Here is a 20887-nt window from a genome sequence, read left to right on the forward strand (position 1 = left end):
CACGTTTCTCTTTCTTCAATCTTCACAATGTCAAAGAGCTGACCCAGTGCCCGCGAGGGCTACAACGTCGGAGAGAGTTTGCACTCTCTGAATTCCACTAGGGAACATGACTTCCTGTCCGGCGAACCGGCAGATCGTCTGCCCTGTCAGGATCGTTGTCAGTGGAAGCGCCCGGAGGCACTTGCGTCGTCAACGAGCGGGGTTATAGGGGAGGCCCATTTCCGCGTCAACACCCCTCATGAAAGAAAGATGACATTTCTTTCGGGCCCCGACCTGGTGATGTGCATAACCTCATCCAAACCCCCGTGTTTGCAGGGCTTTCAGCACGTTGCGCTATTGCGGCTCGCATAATGGCGCGACCCAGATGCGCACCGGTTCCCCGGCCTCGCCCCCCAAGGATCGGCAGTTACCGTCGGGCAGGCAGAGGGTCCAGGGGCTGGGGGTCATGCCGGAAGCCGCCAGAACCAGCTCAGGCAGAGGCGGAAGCGAGGGCACATAGGTCCAGCGCCCCTCGTCCCAGACAGCATCTGGCGGGACGGCAATCCCCGCCCCCGGTCCCTCGACGCTGGCTTGCACCAGCTGGAGGGTTTCTGCCTGCACCACCCAATGCTCTTGCCATTGGGTCTTTTCGACCGAATGGGTCCAACCGAGGCTGAAGCTGGATACGGCCAGGGCTGCAATGGCCCCGGCCGAGGCCACGCAGAGCATCAGGACGCCGCGGCCCTGGGCGGCGGCCGCATGCGCCACCAGTGCTGGCCGACCAGCAGCAGCGCCAAGGCGAAGCCCAATTCATCAGTCCATGGCAAAGCCAGCATCAGGAGAATGCTGACGCCAAAGGCTGCCAGCCGCTCAAGCCGGCCGACCGGGCCGACAAGGAAGCCAACCACGGCCACGCCGAGCAGGCCAATGGCCAGCACGGTCTTGATGATGATGTAGACGACTTCCACCGGATAGCCGAACTGGGCGGCAATGGCGCCACCGTCCTGCAGCATCAGGGAGGGCGTATAGACGGCCATGAAGGGGACGATGAACCCGGCGGCGGCCAGCTTGGTCGCCTGGACGGAAATCTTCAGCCCCGAGGTCTTGGCCATGGGGGCGGCGGCAAAGCAGGCCAGGGCCACCGGCGGGGTCAGATCGGCCATGATGCCGAAATAGAACACGAACATGTGGCTGACGAGCAGGGGCACGCCCAATTCGAGCAGCGCCGGCCCCGCCAGGGACGAGGTGATGATGTAATTGGGGATAGTGGGGATGCCCATGCCGAGCACCAGGCAGGTCAGCATGGTCAGCACCAGTGAGAGGAAGAGGTTGTTTTCGCCAATGGCGATGATGGCGCCGATGAAGGTTGAGGCAATGCCCGTGAGGGTCAGGGTGCCGATGACAATGCCCACAATGGCGCAGGCTACGCCGACCGGCAGGGCATTGCGCGCGCCTTCGGCCAGCGAGTCACGAACGATGCCCAGGGTTTCCCTGCCGCCCTTGACGAACACACAGGCCAATACCAACGCGCCAATGACCAGCATCAGAAGGTTGACGCCGAAGCGAATGAAGGCGGCGGCGGCCAGTCCCAGGGCAATCCAGAACACATAACGAAAGGCACGGGGGCCGATGGCAGCGGCAAGCGGCGTGCCCAGAATGAGAACGACGACCAGCGCCAGGCCCATGGTGCCGGCAAAGATCGGGGTATAGCCGGCGAACAGCAAGTAGACGAGCGCGGCCAGCGGCAGCACCAGCGGCCAGTGATCGCGCACGGCATGCCAGGGGTTGGGCAAGTCGGCCTTGTTCATGCCGCGCAGGCCGGCCTTGCCCGATTCCAGATGCACCACCCAAAAGCAGGTGGCGAAATAGAGAATGGCCGGGATCAGGGCGGCGATGACGATGGTGCTATAGGGCACGTCGAGAGTTTCGGCCATGATGAAGGCCACAGCGCCCATGATCGGGGGCATGATCTGCCCGCCCATCGAGGAGGTTGCCTCGACGCCACCGGCAAAGGCCGAACGGAAGCCGAAGCGCTTCATCAGCGGAATGGTGAACTGACCACTGGCCACCACATTGGCAACGCCCGAGCCGGAAATGGTGCCCATCAGCGCCGAGGACAGCGTGCAGACCTGGGCCGGACCGCCGCGCCAGCCGCCGACCAGCCCGAGGGCAAAGTCGTTGAACAGGCGGATCATGCCGGCGCGTTCGAGGAAGGCGGCAAAAACCACGAAGATAAAGATGTAGGCGGAGGAGACATAGATGGGGGTGCCGTAGATGCCTTCCGTGCCGAAGCCAAAATGCTCGACGATCTGCGCGAAATCATAGCCGCGATGGACGAAGGGGCCAGGCATGTATTGCCCGAAGAAGCAGTAGGCGAGGAAGAGGCCGGAGATGATGATGAGCGGCAGGCCCATGAGCCGTCGGGCCGCTTCAAAGACCAGAACGATGACCAGCGAGCCGACAATCAGGTCGGGCATGGTCAGGAAGCTGCTGCGCTTGAGCAGATCGGCGTAGAACACCCAGTTGTAAAGGCCGGTGCCAAAGCCGAGCACGGCGAGCGTCCAATAGAAGGCACGGCTCCAGGCGGTTTTGGCGATCAGATTGCCGACAAGGCCAAAGCCGAGCAGCAACAGGAAGCCCACATGCATGGCGCGCACCACCTGGCTGGGCAGGGTGCCATAGGCTGCGGTCCAGAGCTGGAACAAGGCAAAGGCGATGGCGATGAAAAAGGCAATCCGGCCCAGGACGCCGGCGCCGAAGCCGGGCGGCAGGCCCTCGACGGCTTCTTCAGCCGTGGCCGGTTCGGGCAGCTTTGCCGCCGATAGAGTGGTCATCGAGTTTCCTCCCCAGGACTCGCAGATATTGATAGTATTGTGCCGAAGAGCTCAGGCACACCCTCTCGCTTGGGACCGATGCCCCGCCTCATTCCCTCCCCACAAGGGGGAGGGAGGCGACGGGGCGGCCGCTGGCGGATATCACCAGAGTGCTAGAGCAGGCCGGCTTCCTGATAATAGCGTTCGGCACCCGGATGCAGCGGGATGGAAAGACCCTGCGTGGCGGTGGCCGGATCGATGCCATTGGCAGCGGCATGGGCAGCCTTCAACCGGTCGAGATTCTCAAAGATCAGCTTGGTCATCTGGTAGGCGGTTTCGTCGCTGACGCCCGCGTGGGTGACCAGGATATTGCCGATGGCGGCGGTGGGGACGTCAGCGTCCTGACCGTCATAGGTGCCGGCAGGAATGACCGAGGCGATGTAGGGCGCGCCGATGCTGTTTACGGTCTCGGCTGGAATGGACACGATGGTGATGTCCATGGTGGCCGAGAGATCCTTGATGAAGGCGACGCCCAGGCCCGAAGACTGCAGCGTTGCGTCAAGCTGGCGGTTCTTGATCAGCTCAGCGGATTCGGCATAGGGCAGGAACTCGACCTTGCCCAGGTCGTCGTAGCTCATGCCGGCGGCAGCGAAGATGGCGCGGGCATTGAGCTCGGTGCCCGAAGCCGGGGCGCCGACAGAGATGGATTTGCCCTTGAGGTCCTCGAGCGTTTCAATGCCGCTTTCGGCCGAGGCGACGATCTGGACATAATTGGGGTAGATGGCGGCGATGGCGCGCAGTTCGGTGAGGGGGGCGGGGAAGCCGGCTTCCTCAAGCCCATCCCAGCCGGACTTGACCGAGTCGCCCAGAGCAAAGGCCAGTTCGCCCTTTTTCTGCTGCAGCAGATTGAGATTTTCGACCGAGGCCTTGGTCGACTGCACCTGGGTTCGGGCGCCATCGATGTTTTCAGCATAGAGCTCTGAGAGCGCCACGCCGAGCGGATAGTAAACGCCGGACGTGCCGCCGGTAAGAATGTTGATGAACTCCTGGGCGTTGACGGCAGCGCTGCCGCTGACGGCCATGACGGCGCCGGCGACAAGGGTTGCAACGCGACGAGCGGGACTGAATGACATGCGAAGATCCTCCCAAAGCATGTTTTATGTGTGCCCCGCCACCTCCACGCGACGGGACTGCCTCCACCTTAGCAATCGGCGTGCCAGATTACCGAACCCTTGTGTTGCGGGGCTCAGGCCCAGTGGCCCTGCCCAGTCCAGGCGGAAATCCGCCAGATGGCAGGGAGCCGGAGCGGAAATCCGCCAGACCGGGTCAGCTATCGAGGTCGGCATCGGCACGCAGGCCGTAGCGCGCGATTTTCTCGTTCAGCGTGCGACGGGCCAGGCCAAGGGTTTCGGCAGCAATGGCGGTGGAGCCGTGGGCGGCGCGCAAAGCCTCGTCGATCATCCGGGCTTCAAAACTGGCGAGTTTGTCGGCTAGCGTCTGTTCGCCAGGCACATCCCCCTGCCCCGTCCATTTTTGTCCGACGCCAAGGACCGCGCGTTCGGCCACGGCCTTGAGCTCGCGCACATTGCCCGGCCAATTGGAGGCGAGGTGACTTGCCGGCAGGTTTGGTTCGCCGGTCTGGGGCATGGCAAAGCGCTGTGCCGCCCGGCTGGCAAAGAGATTGAAAAGCAGCGCAATATCTTCGCGGCGCTCGCGCAGCGGCGGCACCGCAAGTTCAACCGTGGCGAGGCGGAAATAGAGATCGGGGCGGAAGCGGCCGGCTTCACTTTCAGCGCGCAGATCGACCTTGCTGGCGGCGATGAAGCGGACGTCGATGGCGCGTGAGGCATTGCTGCCCAGGGGCTCGATGCAGCGCTCCTGGATGGCGCGCAAGACCTTGGCCTGAAGGCCCAGGGGCATGGATTCGATCTCGTCGAGAAAAACCGTTCCACCCTTGGCGTATTCGAGCTTGCCGATGCGCTCCGCCGCAGCGCCGGTGAAGGCGCCACGGGCATGGCCGAACATCTCGCTTTCAAAGACGGTTTCGGGAATAGCGGCACAGTTGATGGCGACGAACTGACCCTTGGCACGGCTTCCGAAATCGTGGAGGGCACGGGCAATGACTTCCTTGCCGGTGCCGGTTTCGCCGGTTACCAGCACATCGACATCGATATCGGCCAGTTGCAGGACGCTCTGGCGCAGCGCGACCATGGGTTGGGACAGGCCCACCAGCCGGTCTTCGAGTTCGGCGCCGCCCGCCGCCTGGCGCAGCCGGACCAGTTCGCGCCCCAAGCGCCGCCGCTCGACGGCACGATCCAGCACCGCCACAAGCAGTTCGGCGTCATATGGTTTTTCGATGAAGTCATGCGCCCCGCTGCGCATGGCCTCCACTGCCAGCGGCACATCGCCATGGCCGGTGAGCAGCACTACCGGCAGGTCTGGCGCGATGGCGCGGAAATGCTCGAGCACCGCAATGCCGGTCATGCCGGGCATGCGCACATCGGTCACGACGCAGTCGAGCCCCGAGGGATCGACCCTGGCCACGGCGTCAGCGGGAACGGTGAAACTGGTGACGGTAAAACCGCAGACGCCAAGCCATTCCTCGGCGGCCGCGCAGAGTTCTGCCTCGTCATCGATAAACAGCACCCGCCCGCGGCTCATGCCGACACCAATGGCTTGGGGACCGCCGACGGCTGATAGAGCGGCAGGGCCACGCGGGCCAACGTGCCGCCATCGGCACCGGGCTCGAAACGGAGAGAACCGCCGAATTCCTCAAGCAGGGTGCGCGAAATGGACAGGCCCAGCCCGAGGCTTTCGCCACTTTTCTTGGTCGTGAAGAAGGGCTCGAACAGCCGCTCGCGCACTGTGTCGGGAATGCCCGTGCCGGTATCGGCAATATCGACGATAACCCCCCCGCCCTCGGTGCGCGCGATCAGGGTGACCGCACTATTGCCAGCGGCCGCCGTCGCCTCGATGGCGTTTAGGACCAGATTGATGAAAACCTGTTCAAGTCGCATGGCATTGCCGGCGACTGCGGGCAGGCCCGGCTCGGACACAGCGGTGACCATGACGCCGGCATCGCGCGCCTGGGGGGTCAAGATATCCATGGCCGCATCGAGCACACCGGCCAGTTGCACAGGCTCGGGTGGCCCGGGATCGCGGCGCGAGGAAAAGCTGCGCAAATGCTTGATCGTGCGCTGCATGCGGCGCAACAGGCTGCGGCCACCTTCGAGCAGGCGCCGCACTTCGCCGGGCGCATTGCGCTGTGCATGCAGATCCGCGGCTGCCAATGTATTGTCGAGGGCGGAAAGGGGCTGGCTGACCTCGTGCACAATGGCTGCGGACATGCGACCGAGAGCGGCGAGCTTGGCGGCGTGGATGAGATTTTCCTGAGTGGCGCGCAATTCGGCCTCGGCGCGACGGCGTGTCTCCACTTCATGAGCCAGTGCCTTGGTGCGTTCGGCGACGCGTTCTTCGAGCACGGCATTCTGATCAAGCTTGAAGCGGGTGATCTGGGCGCGCTGATTGAACAGCAGCCAGGCGCCGAGCCCCAGGACAGCGACCAGCGCCGCCAGCCCACCAATCAATCGGGCTTCTCGTTCAACCGGCTCAAGCGGCAGGGCCGAGAGCAATTGCCAGCCGTCGGGTTCGACCGCCCGGCGTGCCAGCAGGTGCCGCTCATCTTCACCGATGAACAGGCTTGAGGCATTGCTGCCTGCCGTCGGCGCCAGCGGCGAAGCGGCCGCAATGTCGATACCGTCGTAGCGGCGCTGCTCTTCGAGGCGCATTACAGTGCCGGGATCCAACTCCTGCAGGGGGCGGTAGGTCCAGCGGGGATCGCCGGACAGAAAGATCACACCCTCGCGGTCGGCAATGGCGCTCATTTCGCCCGCCGCCGCCCAAGTGAGGGCCAGGGGTCCCATGTCAACCTTGGCGACCACGACGCCGATGGCTCGATTACCCCGATTGATGCGACTGGAGAGAAAGTAGCCTGGCTTGCCGGTGGTGACGCCCACCGCATAGAAGCGACCGGAGCCGGTGAGCATGGCATCGGAAAAATAGGGGCGGAAGGCGTAATTGTGCCCGACGAAACTGCCCGGCTCGTTCCAGTTGCTGGCGGCCAGCGTATCGCCGGCCAGATCGAGAACATAGAGCTCGTCCGCGCCGGACATCGCCCTGACCGTTTGCAGATATTGATTGGCGGCCTCGACCGCGGCGCGGCTGGGACCCTCAAGCATGGCCAGGATGCGTTCGTCCTCGCCGATGACGCCGGGAAGATAGCGGAAGCGCTCGATCTCGCTTTCAACGGAGCGCAGATTGACCGTCAGGCGGTCCTGCACCTGCCGCTCAACTTCGCCAAGGCCGCGCACATAGGCCACGCGCCAGGCGCCCAGCGCCAGGCACGAAACAACCGTCAGGGTCAGGACGGCCAGCCAGATATGGCGTCGACGAATTGATGCGAGCAAGACCGCGCGTTCCTCCATGACTGCCGGTTTGATCCGACAGGTCAGCAGAGTTTGAGCCCAGTTCAGTGGCAGTTGCAACGGGCGGTCGCTCGTCACTCTATAGAAGGAGACGGCCGAAGCCGCCCCCCTTGGGAAATCAGCGGACGAGGGTCAGCGTGTCGGGATCGAAATATTTGAAGCTTGAATGGCCTTCGGCGTCGACCACGGTGGCAACGACATACTCGCCCCATTCCTCGACATTGACGACGTTGAAACCCTGGGCGGCAATGTCCTGGGTCACGTAGACGCTCGAATGATCGAACACTTTGTCTTCGTTGGCAAAAGCCGGAGCGGCGGCCGTGATGGCGAGGGCTGCAAGGACGGCGGGAAGGATGATCTTGTTCATGGGAGAAGTCCTTTGTTGTGAACAAGGACACCATGCCCGCTGGCACATTGCCTCAGCATGGCCTGGGCATGAACAGACGGAAAATAACCAAGGCGTAACATTTTCAACATGTTAGCAAGGCTTCGGGGGCGGCGAGCACTGTCCTGCCAAAGCGGGCAAACTTGGCAGAATTTGGCGCGGGGGCTGCTCAAGGGGAAAAATTCATGGCCTTGCCCCGCAAAGCCCCTTGCGGTCGGGGTGAAATTGTTCCGAATACGGCCAACAGGCTGCCTTTGGGATGCATGATGGAAGTTCGCGTAGAAAACGTCCGCAAGGAATTCGACCGGTTCCCGGCGCTGCATGATGTTTCGCTCGACATCCGCTCGGGCGAACTGATCGCGCTATTGGGGCCGTCGGGTTCGGGCAAGACCACGCTGCTGCGCCTTATCGCCGGCCTTGAACGCCCCACCGCCGGACGCATCCTGTTTGGCGAGGAAGACGCTTCGGACAAGAGTGTGCAGGAGCGCAATATCGGCTTCGTGTTCCAGCACTATGCGCTGTTCCGGCATATGAGCATTCTGGAAAACGTCGCCTTTGGCCTCAAGGTCCGTCCCCGCGCCACGCGGCCGCCCATGGGCGAAATCCGGCGCCGGGCCATGGAATTGCTCGACCTCGTGCAATTGTCGGGCCTTGAAAAGCGCTATCCGAGCCAGCTTTCGGGCGGGCAACGCCAGCGCGTGGCACTGGCGCGGGCGCTGGCCATCGAGCCGCGTGTATTGCTGCTGGATGAGCCGTTTGGCGCCCTGGATGCGCAGGTGCGCCGTGAATTGCGCAAATGGCTGCGCGAAATCCATGATCGCACCGGGCACACGACGGTGTTCGTGACCCATGACCAGGAAGAGGCGCTGGAGCTGGCCGACCGGCTCTGTGTGATGAGCCAGGGCCGGATCGAACAGGTGGGAACGCCCGACAGCGTCTATGACACGCCGGCCTCACCCTTTGTCTTCGGCTTCATCGGCGAATCCAGTCAATTGCCGGTGTCGCTCGAAAATGGCGGCGTGTCGCTAGCCGGCCGGCCGCTGGGCCTTGCCGCAACGGGGGCACCGGGGGCGCAGCGGCTGTTTTTCCGTCCGCACGATGTGGAATTGGTCGATGACGACGCAGCGCTGAGCGGCACCGTCGCCACGAGCCGCAGGGTGGGCGGCACACGCCGCGTGGAACTGGAACTTGGTGGCTCGGAACATCGGGTCGAGATCGACCTGCCCTTCGATCACCCGGCCGTCGAGCGATCAAGGATCGCCTTTCGGCCAAGGCGCTGGGCCCTCTTCCCGACCGCTTGAGCCGGCAGGGGCTCGGCCGCTGGCATTGGCGCGGGCATTGCCGAGGCGACATGCGGACTTTTGAACCAGTGGAATGGGCGCAGCGTAAACTCGCGCAGCGCCAGGAGGGTCGCCAGCCCGATGAGCAGCCAATAGCCCGGCAGCAAGGCCTGCCACCCCATCAAATGGCTCTGGCCGGTTCGACGCAGGCCAACGACATTGGTGGTGATGGCCACGGCATGGCCGATGACCAGCACGGCCGTGCAGGCAATGGGCCAGATCGATGCTTCCGGCCAGGCCAATTGCCCTTTGAACGCCAGGACAAGCAGCACCACGGCATATCCCACATAGAGCAGCGGCGAGAGCAGCATGCCCAGGAGGATGATCTGCAGCATGAGCGTGCCCTGCCAGCCCAGGTCGGCCAGCAATTTGTCGGGGCGCCGATTGTGCACCACATAGGTCTGCATCCAGCCCTTCATCCATCGGGTGCGCTGACCCATCCAGGGCGCCACCCCGACCGGAGCTGATTCATAGGTGCGAGACGTCGTGGTTGCGCAGCGCAACTGGCGGCGGGCCAGCCGTACGCCAAGATCGGCATCCTCGGTGACATTGAAAGCGTCCCAGCCACCGAGCCGGCGCAGGGTTTCGGTGCGGAAGTGGTTGGAGGTCCCGCCCAACGGCATGACTTGCCCCCAGCGGGCGAGCGCCGGCAGCAGCACGGCAAAAAGCCCGGCATATTCGCCGGCAAAGATGGCTGGCAATGCCCCTTCCCCACCGTTGTCGATGACCAGCCGCGCCTGGATGCAGGCAACATCGATTTGCCGTCGGAATTGGGCAACAACCCGTCGCAACTGGTCTGGCTCCGGCCGGTCCTCGGCATCGAAGACCACGAGAAACTCACCGCGGCACAGAGGCAGCGCAAAATCGAGGGCCTTTGGCTTCGTGCGCGGCATGGCATCGGGCACCACCAGCAGGGAGAACCGGACATCGCCCAGGTGCTGGCGCACGGCGCGCACCGTGGCGGGAGAGCGGCCCTCGACCACAAAGATGATGTCGAGCTTTTCGGGCGGATAGTCCAGCCGGCCCAACGTTGCCACCAATTGCGCGACCATATTGGCCTCGTCGCGCAGCGGCACGAGCACGGTATAGACGGGCAATGATGACCGGTCCTCCCTGGAATCGGCGCGGTGGACCGGTTCGGGTGGCATGGCCAGTGCCAGAAGCCGCAAGGTCGCGGGCAACAGCACGAGGGCAATCCAGAGGGGGGCGAGCCAGCCCTGCCCGAGGAGCGGCGCCAGAATGACCAAGGCGGCCAGCACCAGAAGGAAGATGACAAAGCCCTTGCGGACCGGACTTGTCAGGTCGAGCTGGGCTGCCGCATGTGGCCAGTATCGGGTCATGGTCTGGCGTGCGCCATCGATCAGCGCGTCGCCGGCGTGATGGACCATGAAGTCCCGCAGGGCAGACGGCGGGACGAGGCAGAGCAGACGACGCAGTTCCGGCCGGTTCTGGCGGGTTTGAGCCAGCCGCAAGACTCCGAAGAAGTCGGGAGCCGCGAAGGCAACTTCACGATCAAGGATACGCAGGCGAAAAAGGCGCACCTCACCCAGCATTTCGAGCTGCCGCGGTTTGATCTTCACCTGGGCGCCACGCGGGACGCCGTCGAAATAGGCCAAATCCATCCAGGTGGCTGCACGGCGCATGATCTCGGCGTCCGAGAGACCAAGCTGGATCGCGCACCAGAGCATAGGATCGGCTTCCGAGAGTAAAGCTTCCTCGAGCGCCGCCTGCGCCTCGGGCACGCTGGTCCCGGGCCCCAGCAGGGCCTGCATCAGGCGGGTGGCCTCGGACATGAGACCTACCTCACGTAAAAACCAGCATTTCCGGGGGCGGTCACCGGGGGGGAACGGTCGCCTGGCATGAGGGCTCGGCTGATGCCGGTGACCCGACGCACATTGCTCAGGGCCTGTTCGGAAACTTCGATCCAGGCGGCAATGGTGGGCTTGCCATCGCTCATCACCGGCGCGCCAAGCGGGGTGATCCGCCAACCGACAGCGGTGCCATGCTCAAGCATGTAGATCGAAGACACAAAGGTGATGTAGCTCAGCCCTTGGGAAAGGGCATACTCCATCACCGCGCAGAAAAGGGCTGCAGACTCGGGCGCGCGCCGCCGGCCTTCGCGTCGATCAGGATGAACGTAGAAACGTGTCCAGTCGGCCCCAAGCGAAGGATGGGCGGGGAGTTCTCCATGCACTAACCCGTTAAAGACAGTCTGCAGCAAGTTCGGTCGATCCAGCGGCGTGATGCGCGAACCGCCCACCAGTGCTCCAGCTGAATCGGTAATCAGAAGATGGGTCGCATCGGCGTTATCAAACGCATCGACATCGCGCCCATCGGGTCGGCGAAGGGCTTCCCAACCCTCCAGCTCGACAAAAACTCGGTGTCGCAGCAGGAAATTCTGCTCAAGCAGCTCACGGCTCTGCAAGTCCGCCGGATCGCGGACGATATGCAATTTCATCGCTCTGCCCCCCGAGACCTCGGCCCCGCATGGGGAGCATTAGGCACAGGCGAGCGCTGTTAAGAAATTGGTAAATATCCCAAGAGGCTGAAGATTATCCCAGAATTATAGCGTTATGAGCTTGTGTCTTATCGCCTCGACCACCGTATGCAGGCGATTATTCGTGCCCAGGCGCTTTTGCGCGTTCTCACAGTGCTGATTAATGGTGCGGGGCGTCAGGCCGGTGATGTCGGCAATTTCGGATGCAGTCTTGCCGGTGGCGGCCCATTTGAGAATTTCAGCCTCACGCGGGGTAATGCCGCGTCGAACGACGGGACGGCTGAGAGGGCTATTGAGATAGCGCAGGCGGCCATGAGCATAGAGTGAAAGCATATGCAGCTCGAGGCGGGCCTTCTCGTCGAGATGCGCGGTCTTGCCGACCAGCGACACCACGCCCTGCATGCCCCCTTCCATATGCACGGGCACGCAGAAGCCTTCATCCATGCCGAAGTCGCGCGCTTCCTGCATAACCCGCCGCGCCGCAGCGTCGTTTTCGCGGTCATAGGGGGCGTCCGACCAGTCGAACGGCAGCGTGGTGGAAAAGCAGTTCCGCGCCACGGGATCAAGATGCACATAGCCCTTGCTCGTGTAGCGTTCGTACCATTCGTCATCCCAGCCCGAGAGCAGGACAAAGGGACGAACATCCACCCCGGGGTCTGGCAGGCCGGAAACAATGAAGCTTTCGAAGCCATATTCGCCAAGGGCGGCGTACATGACATTGAGGATCGCATCCGAGCTGGTTTGATGCTGGATACTTTCTATGGTCGACATTAAGTCGGCATTCATCCCGGCATATCCCCCAGCCGATTGAACTCGCGCGGACATTGGCCTTGTTCTTTAAATAAGGCAAGGGCCGCAATACTGGCGCCTGGGAGCTAACGCCAGTACTGCAAAGGAAAAAATGGCTCAGTGAAAGTGATGCGGGTTGAACCGATAGGCGGCCGAGCAGAACTCGCAGACCACTTCGATTTCGCCATTGACCGCCATGTCCTGCCGCTCCTGTTCGGAAAAGCTATTGGCCAGCATGTCTTCGATGCGGTCGGCCGAACAGGTGCAGCGTTCCACCAGATCCTGGGGCGGAAATACCCTTACGCCGGTCTCGTGATAGAGCCGGAACATCAGCCGCTCGGGCGATAGATCCGGATCGGTCAGCTCCAGGTCGCCGACGGTGCCCAGCAGGGCCTTTGCCTCGGCCCAGCCATCGGCCTCGACGAAATCGGGGTCGGCAGAATTGGGATTGTTGAAATTGCCGTCGCCCGGCAGATCCGCCATCATCGACAGGCCATTGGGCGGCAGGTGCTGGATCAGCATGCCGCCGGCACGCCAGCGCGGGCGATGATCGCCGCGCGTCGACATTTGCGCTACGGCCAGCCGCACCTGGGTGGGGATCTGTTCGGACTGCATGAAATAGGCATGGGCAACATCTTCGAGCGAAGAGCCATCAAGGGCTACAATGCCCTGGTAGCGCTCGGTGTGCGCACCCTGATCGATGGTCATGGCCAGATGCCCCTTGCCCAAAAGGTCGGCAGGGCTGGTCTTGCCCGCTTCCGCAGCCTTGAGCAGCGCATCGTGATCAAAGCGGGCGTAGCCGCGCATGCTGTCGGGCGCGTCGAAGTCGACCACGATCAGGTTCACCGGGCCGTCGGTCTGCGTCTGCAGGATAAAGCGCCCCTCGAACTTGAGCGAAGACCCGATCAGCGCGGACAGCACCACGGCCTCACCCAAGAGGCGAGCCACCGGCAGGGGATAATCATGGCGGGACAGGATAGTGTCGAGCGCCGTGCCCAGGCGGACGATGCGGCCACGGGTGTCGAGCTTATCAAGGGTAAAGGGCACCACGGCGTCGTCCCCGGTCTCGGGGCGATCAAGGCCGAGGCTGGAGAGCAGGTTGTCGGTCATGGTCATTTCCGCGGTCATTTCATTCTCTTTCTCAAGGCTACGCCCTCGAGCCGAAACGCGCTACCTCTCTGGCAACGGCCCGCCCATGCCGCTCCCGTGAGGCGGGACGGAACAGGCAGGCTGTCAGCAGGCAGGGAGCTGCTAGTTCGTTTCGACCCCGAAGGCCCAGCACAAAATGGCCTTCTGGGCATGAAGGCGATTTTCGGCCTCATCAAACACCACCGACTGGGGACCGTCGATTACCTCGTCGGTCACCTCGTCACCGCGATGCGCGGGCAGGCAGTGCATGAAAAGGGCGTCCTTATTCGCCAAAGCCATCAAACTGGTGTCGACCTGATAAGGTTTCAAGACCCGACGGCGCTCGGCAGCATCCACATCGCCCATGGACACCCAGGTATCGGTGATGACCAGGTCGGCTCCCTCGACCGCCTCGCGCGCATCCTCGATCAGGCGCACAGCACTGCCGGCACGCTTGATGTCCTGCATCAGGTCCTTTTCAGGGCTGTATTCATCAGGCACGGCAATGGTCAATTGGCAGCCGAACAGCTCGGCCGCGTTGACCCATGAATGCAGCACATTGTTGCTGTCACCGACCCAGGCGACCTTGGCGCCGCGGATATCGCCGCGATGCTCTTCGAAGGTCATGAGGTCGGCCATGATCTGGCAGGGGTGGGCGCGACGGGTGAGACCATTGATGACAGGCACCGTGGCGCCCCCCGCCAGCTCAAGCAAATCGGCATGACTGAGGATGCGGATCATGATGGCATCGACATAGCGGCTCATGACCTTGGCTGTGTCTTCCAGCGTCTCTTCACGCGAGAGCTGCATTTCCTGGCCGGAAAGCATGATGGTCTCGCCACCGAGCTGGCGCATGCCAACGTCGAAGCTGACGCGGGTACGGGTCGATTGGCGCTCGAAGATCATGGCCAGCACCTTGTCCTTGAGGAGCTGGGGCCGGTCGCCATCCTTTAGTCGCTGCTTGAGGGCAACAGCCTGATTGAGCATGCCGCGCAACTCGGCATAGGAGAAATCATCGATAGACAGAAAATGGTTCGGGGTGCCGGTCGTCGTCATGGGCCGGGCTCCTTTTATGACGCTTCAAAAATCGGGATGGCCCGAAGGCCGCAGCTGGTCGCTTCGCCTGATCTGGCGGGTCGCGCTTCCGAACCGCAAAAGTCGATCAACTCTTGCTGGAAGCGCTCCACCGGGGCGGAGGGAACAGGCCGCTTCGGCGGCGTCCAAAATGGTAGAAGACCAACATGCCGGTCAGCCCGCTGCGGCGGTCGAGGCCGTCTCGGCTTCGATGGCGTCGAAAGCGGCACTGATCTTGGCCATGGCTTCCTCGATATCGGCTTCGGTGACGATGAGCGGGGGCAGCAGGCGCAACACATTGTCGCCGGCGCCGATGGTCAGCAGCTGGTGGTCGTCGCGCAGGCGCGCCACGAAATCGCGTACCGGCGGAGCAATCTTGACGCCGGCGAGCAGGCCCTTGCCGCGCATTTCGAGCACATAATCAGGATATTTCTGCGCCAATTGCTGCAAATGCCAGGCGAGCCGCTGGCCCATCTGGGCGACGTGATCGAGAAAACCGGGCGCCAGAATACGGTCGAGTACGGCATTGCCCATGGCACAGCCCAGGGGATTGCCGCCATAAGTGGAACCATGGGTGCCGGGCACCATGGACGCAGACGCGGCCTCGGTGGCAAGGCATGCGCCCAGCGGGAAGCCGCCGCCAATGGCCTTGGCTACCGCCACGATGTCGGGCGTGATGCCGGCCCATTCAAAGGCGAAGAACCGGCCGGTGCGTCCAAACCCACACTGCACTTCATCAAAGATGAGCAGCATGTCGTTTTCGTCGCAGATCTGGCGCAGACCCTGGAGGAATTCCGCGCTCATGGCGGTGACACCGCCCTCGCCCTGCACGGGTTCAATCAGGATGGCGCAGCTTTGCGGGCCGACCAGCGCCCGGACGGCATCAAGATCACCGGGCGCGGTGTGCTTGAAGCCAGGCATCGGTGGGCCAAAGCCCTCGAGATAGCTTGGATTGCCGCCGGCAGCGATGGTGCCCATGGTGCGGCCATGGAAGGAGCCGGTAAAGGCGATGACCTCGTAGCGATCCGGCTCGCCCTTGGCAAAAAAGTAGTGCCGGGCGGTCTTGATGGCGCATTCCAGCGCCTCGGCGCCCGAATTGGTGAAGAACACCTTATCGGCAAAGGTGGCGTCGACCAGCCGCTGCCCCAACCGTTCCTGCTCGGGAATGGTGAAGACATTGGAGGTGTGCCACACCTTGTCGGCGGCCGACTTGAGCGCGGCAACCAGGTGCGGGTCGCCATGGCCCAGCGCATTGACGGCAATGCCGGAATGGAAATCGAGGAATTCTCGGCCGTGCTGGTCATACAGGCGCATGCCTTCGCCCCGCTCGAAAGCGAGATCGGACCGGGCATAAGTGCCGTAGAGCGCAGACATTGCGAATTCCCTCATGTTGGAAACGACGATGCAAGGAGCGTGGCAAAGCTGCCACAGAAATCAAAAACGCGCCCTCTCGGCCGCGCGTTTGGTGCCGAGAAATAGGCGAAAATTACCCGCAAAGTCAATGAGTCACGGCGCAAGTGTCTGATTTGACTCAGGGATTGTTAGCGTAAAATTAACCTATGAATAATCGGGGAAAATCCCCCCCGACTCTTGATCCTGATTCCCGCGATGGCGTAACCTCAAAGGCGTTGGGGACACGATATCTCGTGCGGCGGACCCGCTCAACATACGAATTGTAGAGTCGCAAGGCTGCCAGGCCATTTTGGCAGCACAATGAAGGATTCTGTTTTGTCGATGGTTTCAGGAGCGCAATCGATGGGCTGGACTGACGAGCGCGTCGAACTTTTGAAGAAGCTTTGGATGGAAGGGCTCAGTGCCAGCCAGATTGCGGCTGAACTTGGCGACGGGGTGACGCGCAATGCCGTGATCGGCAAGGTGCATCGCCTGAAGCTGTCGGCCCGTGCCAAGCCCACCAACACTGCGCCGCGCGCTCGTCCTGCCGCAGCTCGTCCCTCGGCGCCACGCCGGGTTGCGAGCGCCTCGTCGAGCGTGAGCCAGATGAGCGCCAAGCCGCGGATTTCCATGTCCCGGCCCCAGGTGATGGGTGCGACGGCCCTGGCTGTCACCCCTGAGATGGACGCACAGCTTTACGTGGCGCCCGCCGCTGCCGAACTGTTCATCCCCGAGGACAAGCGGCTCAACCTGCTGCAGCTCAATGAACACACCTGCAAGTGGCCGATTGGCGATCCGCTGAGCAAGGACTTCTACTTCTGCGGACAGCATAGTCTCGAGACCGGTCCCTATTGCGACTTTCATTCGCGTCGGGCCTATCACCAGATGGATCGCAAGCGCCGCTAAGCGCCTTCATCCTGATGACCCAAAATGGGCGCCTCCGGGCGCCCTTTTTGTTGCGCCATCTACTGAATGCGCTGGGCGCCTTCGGCGCGCAACTGGGCGGCGCGCTCGCCCCCTTGCGATGCCCAGTCGCGCCCAAAGGCGATCGCACAGCCGCGGGCATCGCCCAGCATTTCCGACGATATTGTGCCGCCGCTGGCATGAATGGCCTGGAACTCGCCGGCCATGCGGTGACAGTCTTCGAGACGATCCTCCTGGACAGGCGGGGTCGAGTAGCTGCTCCAGGCAAAGTAGCTGGTGATCACAATGGCAAGTGTCGCGGCGGGCCAGATGGTCTTCATGCAGGCGCTCCTGTGCAGCCTGATTGTGCGAAAGGAGCGGCAAAACGTCCACAATCGGAAGGGGTTTGGCTTAAGGTCTGGTTACCTCGATTGAGCGCAATGTCGCGCCGCGGGCGATATCAGGGTAGCAGCACTTCGACGCGCAGGCCCTCGCCGGGCTTGGACTTGATACTCATCTGGCCGCGATGGCGCTGGATGATGTGCTTGACGATGGCAAGCCCGAGACCGGTGCCCTTCTTCTTGCGGCTGACCTCGGCATCTATGCGATAAAAGCGCTCGGTCATGCGCGGCACGTGTTCGGGCTCGACGCCGGGGCCATGATCGACGACGCTGACCATGTGCCTCAGGCCCGAGCGATCAACCTGAACCAATGTCACCTCGACACTCTTGCCGTCGGCGCCATATTTGATCGCATTGTCGATGAGATTTTCGAACACCTCATAGAGCTGCCCACGGTCACCAGTCACGGTCACCGGCGCTTGTGGCATGGTCAGTACCACCTGGATATCGGCGGCCTTGGCCTGGGTCTGCAGGCCCTCGCGCACTTCGCGCAGCAGGGCACTGAGATCGACAGAGCCAGTGGGGCGGACATGCTGGTGCATCTCGATGCGCGAGAGGCTGAGCAGATCATCGATCAGGCGGCTCATCCGATCGGCCTGGGTCCGCATGATGCCGAGAAACTTTTCGCGCGCCTCTGCGTCGCGGGCGGCGGGGCCGAGCAAGGTATCGATGAACCCCACCAGCGAGGCGAGCGGCGTGCGCAATTCATGGCTGGCATTGGCAATGAAATCGGTGCGCAGAGCATCCACACGCTTGAGTTCGGTCAGGCTCTGGAAGGTCACCAGCAATTGCCGGTTTTCATCGGCAAACCAGTCGCGGTCGGGGCGACGGAGCGGCGCGACGACGATGCGGTCCCAGGTTTCGGACGGCAGGGTCTCGTGCAGTTCAAAGCTGCGCGCCTCGCCGGTGCGGAGGGACGCTTCAATGGAAGCGACCATATCGGGATTGCGCATGACCAGGGTCAGCACCCGGCCCGGCTGAAGGCTCGGATATTGCCGCGCGGCGGCGCCATTGCGATGAAGGACCTCGGCTCGGCTGTCGAGCACCAGGCAGGGATCGCCCAGGGCCTCGACAAAAGCGGGGAGCATGTCGTCGCCGGCCGGGGCGACAGAAGCGACCGGCTGCACTTCGACGGTGCGGGTCAGGGTCACCACGGGTTGGGGCAGCAAGGCCACAAAACCGACCAGCACCAGATAGCCCAGAAGCGCCACATCGATCCGCAGACCGCCAATGGCGACAAAACCGGCTATCAAGCCGGCCAATCCCAGCAGCAAGGGCGCCTGTCCGGCAAGGCGCGACAGCATGGTGGCTGGCCTGCTCGTCAGTCGCTGGGGCGGGGCGTGGTCCATATTCGGAGGTCGAATCAATGCTCTGGCCCCGCCACTTGCGCGGGAGGCAGGTTCATAGCACGCTCTGTGTGACAGTGGAGAGACAGCGTGACCGACCCCATCGACGGCTTTGACATCAACGATCCTGAACTGCCCAAGTCCATCAAGAAGGCAGCGCTAGGGTCGGGCAATTATCCATACGAAGACAAGCTCGACGATGACGAGTATGACACGGCCATGTATGCGCTGCAAAAGCAGTTGGTGCTGCACCAGGCGCATATGTCCAAGGCGGGCACCCGGACGGTAATCCTGTTTGAGGGGCGTGACGCTGCCGGCAAGGGCGGAACCATCGAGCGGTTCCGGGAAAATCTCAACGCGCGCTACACCTCCATCGTCGCCCTGCCCAAGCCCAATGATCGGGAACGCACGCAATGGTATTTCCAGCGCTATGTCGACTGGCTGCCGGCGGCCGGCGAGATGATGCTGTTCGACCGCTCCTGGTATAACCGTGCGGTGGTCGAGCCGGTCATGGGGTTCTGTACTCCCGAGCAGACCGAGCATTTCCTCGAGGAAGCGCCCGAGTTCGAAAAGCGCCTCACCAATGACGGCATCAAAGTCTTCAAGCTCTGGCTTTCAATCGGCCGGGAAATGCAGTTGAAGCGTTTCCACGACCGTCGACATGACCCGCTCAAAACCTGGAAGCTGTCACCGGTCGATATGAAGGCACTTGAGCTGTGGGAGGAATATTCGGTAGCGCGGGACCGGATGCTCAAGCGCACCGATTGCAAGCATGCGCCCTGGACCGTCATTCGCGCCAATGACAAGAACCGCTTGCGCCTGAATGCCATCCGCACCGTGCTGCATGGTCTCGACTATGAGGGCAAGAACGAGGACGAAATCGGCAAGATCGACAGGAAAATCGTGTTGAGTGCCGAGGAATTCTTGGCGTTGGAGGGGGAGTGAAGGGCCCGACAACCCCACCCGAGCTGCGCTGCGGCCTGCGGCCAGCTACGTTTCCCTCCCCACAAGGGGGAGGGAAAGAGGGTGGAGTGCCATCAGGTGAGCGTTAAACGCTGAACGCCCATTCGCCCTTGCGCATGACGGGTTCGCTGGAGCCATCTGCGTGGATGCCGTCGATATCGACCTGGTCCGAACCGATCATCCAATCGATGTGGATGAGGCTCTTGTTGCCGCCCTGGGCGAAGATCTGGTCGGGGGTCAGGGTCTTGCCGCCTTCGAAACAGTCGGCATAGCACTGGCCCATGGCGATGTGGCAGCTGGCGTTTTCGTCGTAGAGCGTGTTGTAGAAGAGAATGCCCGAGGCCGAGATGGGCGAGGAATGGGGCACCAGCGCCACTTCGCCCAGACGCCGGGCGCCCTCATCGGTGTCGAGCACCTTGTTGAAGACGTTCTCGCCCTTGGTGGCCTTGAGCTCGACCAGCCGGCCTTCTTCAAAGCGGGCCTGGATGTTCTCGATCAGCGTGCCATTGTGCGACAGCGGCTTGGTGGCGGCCACGGTGCCTTCAACGCGCAGACGATGGGGCGTAGTGAAGACTTCCTCGGTGGGGATATTGGGGTTGCAGGTGACCCCATTCTTGGCCTCGGACGCGCCGCCCTTCCAGCGATGGCCATCGGCCAGGCCGACGGAAAGGTCGGTACCCGGCCCCTTGTATTTGAGCGAGGCGAAATTCTTGCCGTTGAGCCAGGTCCAGCGCGCCTTGAGATTGGCATTGTGCTCTTTCCAGGCGGCGATGGGATCGGGCTGATCGACGCGCGATGCCTTGAAAATGGCATCGGCCAGCTTCGCCACCGCGACATCCTCGGGATCATTGGGGAAGACCAGCTTGGCCCAATTGGGTGTGGGATAGGAGACAATGTTCCAGTTGATGTCGAAGCCGGTGATCAATTCCAGCGCCGGGCGATAGGCGGCGGAATTGGCGCGATTGGCGCGCGAAACCTTGTCGGGATCTTCGCTGGCCAGCATCATCGGGTTGTCGCCCGAAATGGCGAGGCGCGCAGCATTGTTCCTGTAGGCTTCGGCCATGCCCGCATAGAGCCAGCCGGCGGCGCGATCAAAGCTGGCATCCTTGGCATGGCGGAAGCGCGAAAGGGTGGCCTCTTCATCCGAATAGATCGTGGTGACCAGACCCGCGCCGGCCCTATAGGCGTGCTCGGTGATGCGGCGCACCAATGGGGCAGCGGTCATCGGGGCGGTGATGATCAGGTCCTGGCCCTCGGCCAACTGCAGCCCGACCTTGATGGCGACTTCGCCGAGCTTGTCGAGTTTGACCGGATCTATGGGGGAATTGCTCATTGGGCAAAAAGCCTTCTTGCTCTTGAATCGATTGGGCGGAGCCTAGCGCCGAGTTTGCTG

18 protein-coding genes are annotated in these 20887 nt (G+C 62.6%); 3 read left to right on the plus strand and 15 right to left on the minus strand.

Annotation, left to right across the window (positions count from 1 at the left end):
- Positions 1-333: 333 nt before the first annotated feature.
- The 6 genes from NIM87_RS16305 to NIM87_RS16330 all read right to left on the minus strand — a co-directional run bounded on the left by NIM87_RS16305 (position 334) and on the right by NIM87_RS16330 (position 7643).
- A complete protein-coding gene (locus tag NIM87_RS16305; RefSeq protein WP_254675767.1) occupies positions 334-747 on the minus strand; it encodes a DUF1850 domain-containing protein in 414 nt (137 codons plus the stop codon).
- Positions 708-2813, minus strand: coding sequence for a TRAP transporter permease (locus NIM87_RS16310; RefSeq protein WP_254675768.1), 2106 nt, complete (start codon positions 2811-2813; stop codon positions 708-710). Before NIM87_RS16310 ends, NIM87_RS16305 begins: the two co-directional genes overlap by 40 nt.
- Positions 2814-2965: 152 nt before the next feature.
- Positions 2966-3925 (minus strand): TAXI family TRAP transporter solute-binding subunit, encoded by a 960-nt coding sequence (locus tag NIM87_RS16315; RefSeq protein WP_269468122.1) that lies wholly within the window; start codon positions 3923-3925, stop codon positions 2966-2968.
- Between the two features lie 193 nt (positions 3926-4118).
- A complete protein-coding gene (locus NIM87_RS16320) occupies positions 4119-5453 on the minus strand; it encodes a sigma-54-dependent transcriptional regulator (protein ID WP_254675769.1) in 1335 nt (444 codons plus the stop codon).
- Complete coding sequence (locus tag NIM87_RS16325) at positions 5450-7258, minus strand: sensor histidine kinase (protein WP_254675770.1); 1809 nt, start codon at positions 7256-7258, stop codon at positions 5450-5452. Before NIM87_RS16325 ends, NIM87_RS16320 begins: the two co-directional genes overlap by 4 nt.
- Before the next feature lie 136 nt (positions 7259-7394).
- Positions 7395-7643: a hypothetical protein gene (locus NIM87_RS16330; protein WP_254675771.1), complete on the minus strand. Its 249-nt coding sequence runs from the start codon at positions 7641-7643 to the stop codon at positions 7395-7397.
- 284 nt (positions 7644-7927) lie between these two features.
- Between NIM87_RS16330 and NIM87_RS16335 the strand changes: the two genes are divergently transcribed.
- Positions 7928-8962, plus strand: coding sequence for a sulfate/molybdate ABC transporter ATP-binding protein (locus tag NIM87_RS16335; protein ID WP_254675772.1), 1035 nt, complete (start codon positions 7928-7930; stop codon positions 8960-8962).
- On the opposite strand, the gene NIM87_RS16340 is transcribed toward NIM87_RS16335, so the two are convergent.
- From NIM87_RS16340 to NIM87_RS16365, 6 genes are all read right to left on the minus strand, one after another.
- On the minus strand, positions 8893-10794 hold the full coding sequence (locus NIM87_RS16340) for a glycosyltransferase (protein ID WP_254675773.1): 1902 nt from the start codon (positions 10792-10794) through the stop codon (positions 8893-8895). The two genes, NIM87_RS16335 and NIM87_RS16340, sit on opposite strands and share 70 nt — an antisense overlap.
- Positions 10795-10799: 5 nt before the next feature.
- Positions 10800-11459: an acyl-homoserine-lactone synthase gene (locus tag NIM87_RS16345; protein ID WP_254675774.1), complete on the minus strand. Its 660-nt coding sequence runs from the start codon at positions 11457-11459 to the stop codon at positions 10800-10802.
- 105 nt (positions 11460-11564) lie between these two features.
- Positions 11565-12269 carry a helix-turn-helix transcriptional regulator gene (locus NIM87_RS16350; RefSeq protein ID WP_254675775.1) on the minus strand — a complete coding sequence of 235 codons (705 nt, stop codon included), beginning with the start codon at positions 12267-12269 and terminating at the stop codon, positions 11565-11567.
- A gap of 135 nt (positions 12270-12404) precedes the next feature.
- Positions 12405-13415: an Hsp33 family molecular chaperone gene (locus tag NIM87_RS16355; RefSeq protein ID WP_254675776.1), complete on the minus strand. Its 1011-nt coding sequence runs from the start codon at positions 13413-13415 to the stop codon at positions 12405-12407.
- A gap of 123 nt (positions 13416-13538) precedes the next feature.
- Positions 13539-14471, minus strand: a complete 933-nt coding sequence (gene argF, locus NIM87_RS16360; protein WP_254675777.1) for an ornithine carbamoyltransferase — start codon at positions 14469-14471, stop codon at positions 13539-13541.
- Positions 14472-14663: 192 nt separating this feature from the next.
- The gene (locus tag NIM87_RS16365; RefSeq protein ID WP_408640091.1) at positions 14664-15863 is read right to left on the minus strand and encodes an aspartate aminotransferase family protein; all 1200 of its coding nucleotides are present in this window, start codon (positions 15861-15863) and stop codon (positions 14664-14666) included.
- 381 nt (positions 15864-16244) lie between these two features.
- Here NIM87_RS16365 and NIM87_RS16370 point away from each other — a divergent pair, with 381 nt between their 5' ends.
- Positions 16245-16787: a GcrA family cell cycle regulator gene (locus NIM87_RS16370; RefSeq protein WP_254675779.1), complete on the plus strand. Its 543-nt coding sequence runs from the start codon at positions 16245-16247 to the stop codon at positions 16785-16787.
- A gap of 59 nt (positions 16788-16846) precedes the next feature.
- Here the strand turns inward: NIM87_RS16370 and NIM87_RS16375 are convergent, their stop codons facing one another.
- Together NIM87_RS16375 and NIM87_RS16380 are read right to left on the minus strand one after the other, a co-directional pair.
- The gene (locus tag NIM87_RS16375) at positions 16847-17125 is read right to left on the minus strand and encodes a hypothetical protein (protein WP_254675780.1); all 279 of its coding nucleotides are present in this window, start codon (positions 17123-17125) and stop codon (positions 16847-16849) included.
- Positions 17126-17244: 119 nt separating this feature from the next.
- Entirely contained in the window at positions 17245-18489 is a 1245-nt protein-coding gene (locus NIM87_RS16380) for a sensor histidine kinase (RefSeq protein ID WP_254675781.1), read from the minus strand.
- Positions 18490-18621: 132 nt separating this feature from the next.
- Here NIM87_RS16380 and ppk2 point away from each other — a divergent pair, with 132 nt between their 5' ends.
- On the plus strand, positions 18622-19476 hold the full coding sequence (gene ppk2 / locus NIM87_RS16385) for a polyphosphate kinase 2 (RefSeq protein ID WP_254675782.1): 855 nt from the start codon (positions 18622-18624) through the stop codon (positions 19474-19476).
- 103 nt (positions 19477-19579) lie between these two features.
- Here ppk2 and NIM87_RS16390 read toward each other — a convergent pair whose 3' ends face one another.
- Entirely contained in the window at positions 19580-20827 is a 1248-nt protein-coding gene (locus NIM87_RS16390; protein ID WP_254675783.1) for an aminopeptidase, read from the minus strand.
- Positions 20828-20887 lie beyond the last annotated feature (60 nt).

The organism is Devosia ureilytica, from assembly GCF_024273195.1.
GTDB classification, from domain to species: Bacteria; Pseudomonadota; Alphaproteobacteria; order Rhizobiales; family Devosiaceae; genus Devosia; species Devosia ureilytica.

Bases quoted from the DNA above. Each gene is read 5' to 3' on its own strand.
- NIM87_RS16355 (WP_254675776.1), bottom strand. From the start codon at position 13,415: ATGACCGCGGAAATGACCATGACCGACAACCTGCTCTCCAGCCTCGGC.
- NIM87_RS16335 (WP_254675772.1), top strand. From the start codon at position 7,928: ATGGAAGTTCGCGTAGAAAACGTCCGCAAGGAATTCGACCGGTTCCCG.
- NIM87_RS16315 (WP_269468122.1), bottom strand. From the start codon at position 3,925: ATGTCATTCAGTCCCGCTCGTCGCGTTGCAACCCTTGTCGCCGGCGCC.
- NIM87_RS16365 (WP_408640091.1), bottom strand. From the start codon at position 15,863: ATGTCTGCGCTCTACGGCACTTATGCCCGGTCCGATCTCGCTTTCGAG.
- NIM87_RS16330 (WP_254675771.1), bottom strand. From the start codon at position 7,643: ATGAACAAGATCATCCTTCCCGCCGTCCTTGCAGCCCTCGCCATCACG.
- NIM87_RS16340 (WP_254675773.1), bottom strand. From the start codon at position 10,794: ATGTCCGAGGCCACCCGCCTGATGCAGGCCCTGCTGGGGCCCGGGACC.
- NIM87_RS16370 (WP_254675779.1), top strand. From the start codon at position 16,245: ATGGGCTGGACTGACGAGCGCGTCGAACTTTTGAAGAAGCTTTGGATG.
- NIM87_RS16310 (WP_254675768.1), bottom strand. From the start codon at position 2,813: ATGACCACTCTATCGGCGGCAAAGCTGCCCGAACCGGCCACGGCTGAA.
- NIM87_RS16380 (WP_254675781.1), bottom strand. From the start codon at position 18,489: ATGCTGTCGCGCCTTGCCGGACAGGCGCCCTTGCTGCTGGGATTGGCC.
- NIM87_RS16350 (WP_254675775.1), bottom strand. From the start codon at position 12,269: ATGTCGACCATAGAAAGTATCCAGCATCAAACCAGCTCGGATGCGATC.
- NIM87_RS16390 (WP_254675783.1), bottom strand. From the start codon at position 20,827: ATGAGCAATTCCCCCATAGATCCGGTCAAACTCGACAAGCTCGGCGAA.
- NIM87_RS16375 (WP_254675780.1), bottom strand. From the start codon at position 17,125: ATGAAGACCATCTGGCCCGCCGCGACACTTGCCATTGTGATCACCAGC.
- argF (WP_254675777.1), bottom strand. From the start codon at position 14,471: ATGACGACGACCGGCACCCCGAACCATTTTCTGTCTATCGATGATTTC.
- NIM87_RS16345 (WP_254675774.1), bottom strand. From the start codon at position 11,459: ATGAAATTGCATATCGTCCGCGATCCGGCGGACTTGCAGAGCCGTGAG.
- NIM87_RS16320 (WP_254675769.1), bottom strand. From the start codon at position 5,453: ATGAGCCGCGGGCGGGTGCTGTTTATCGATGACGAGGCAGAACTCTGC.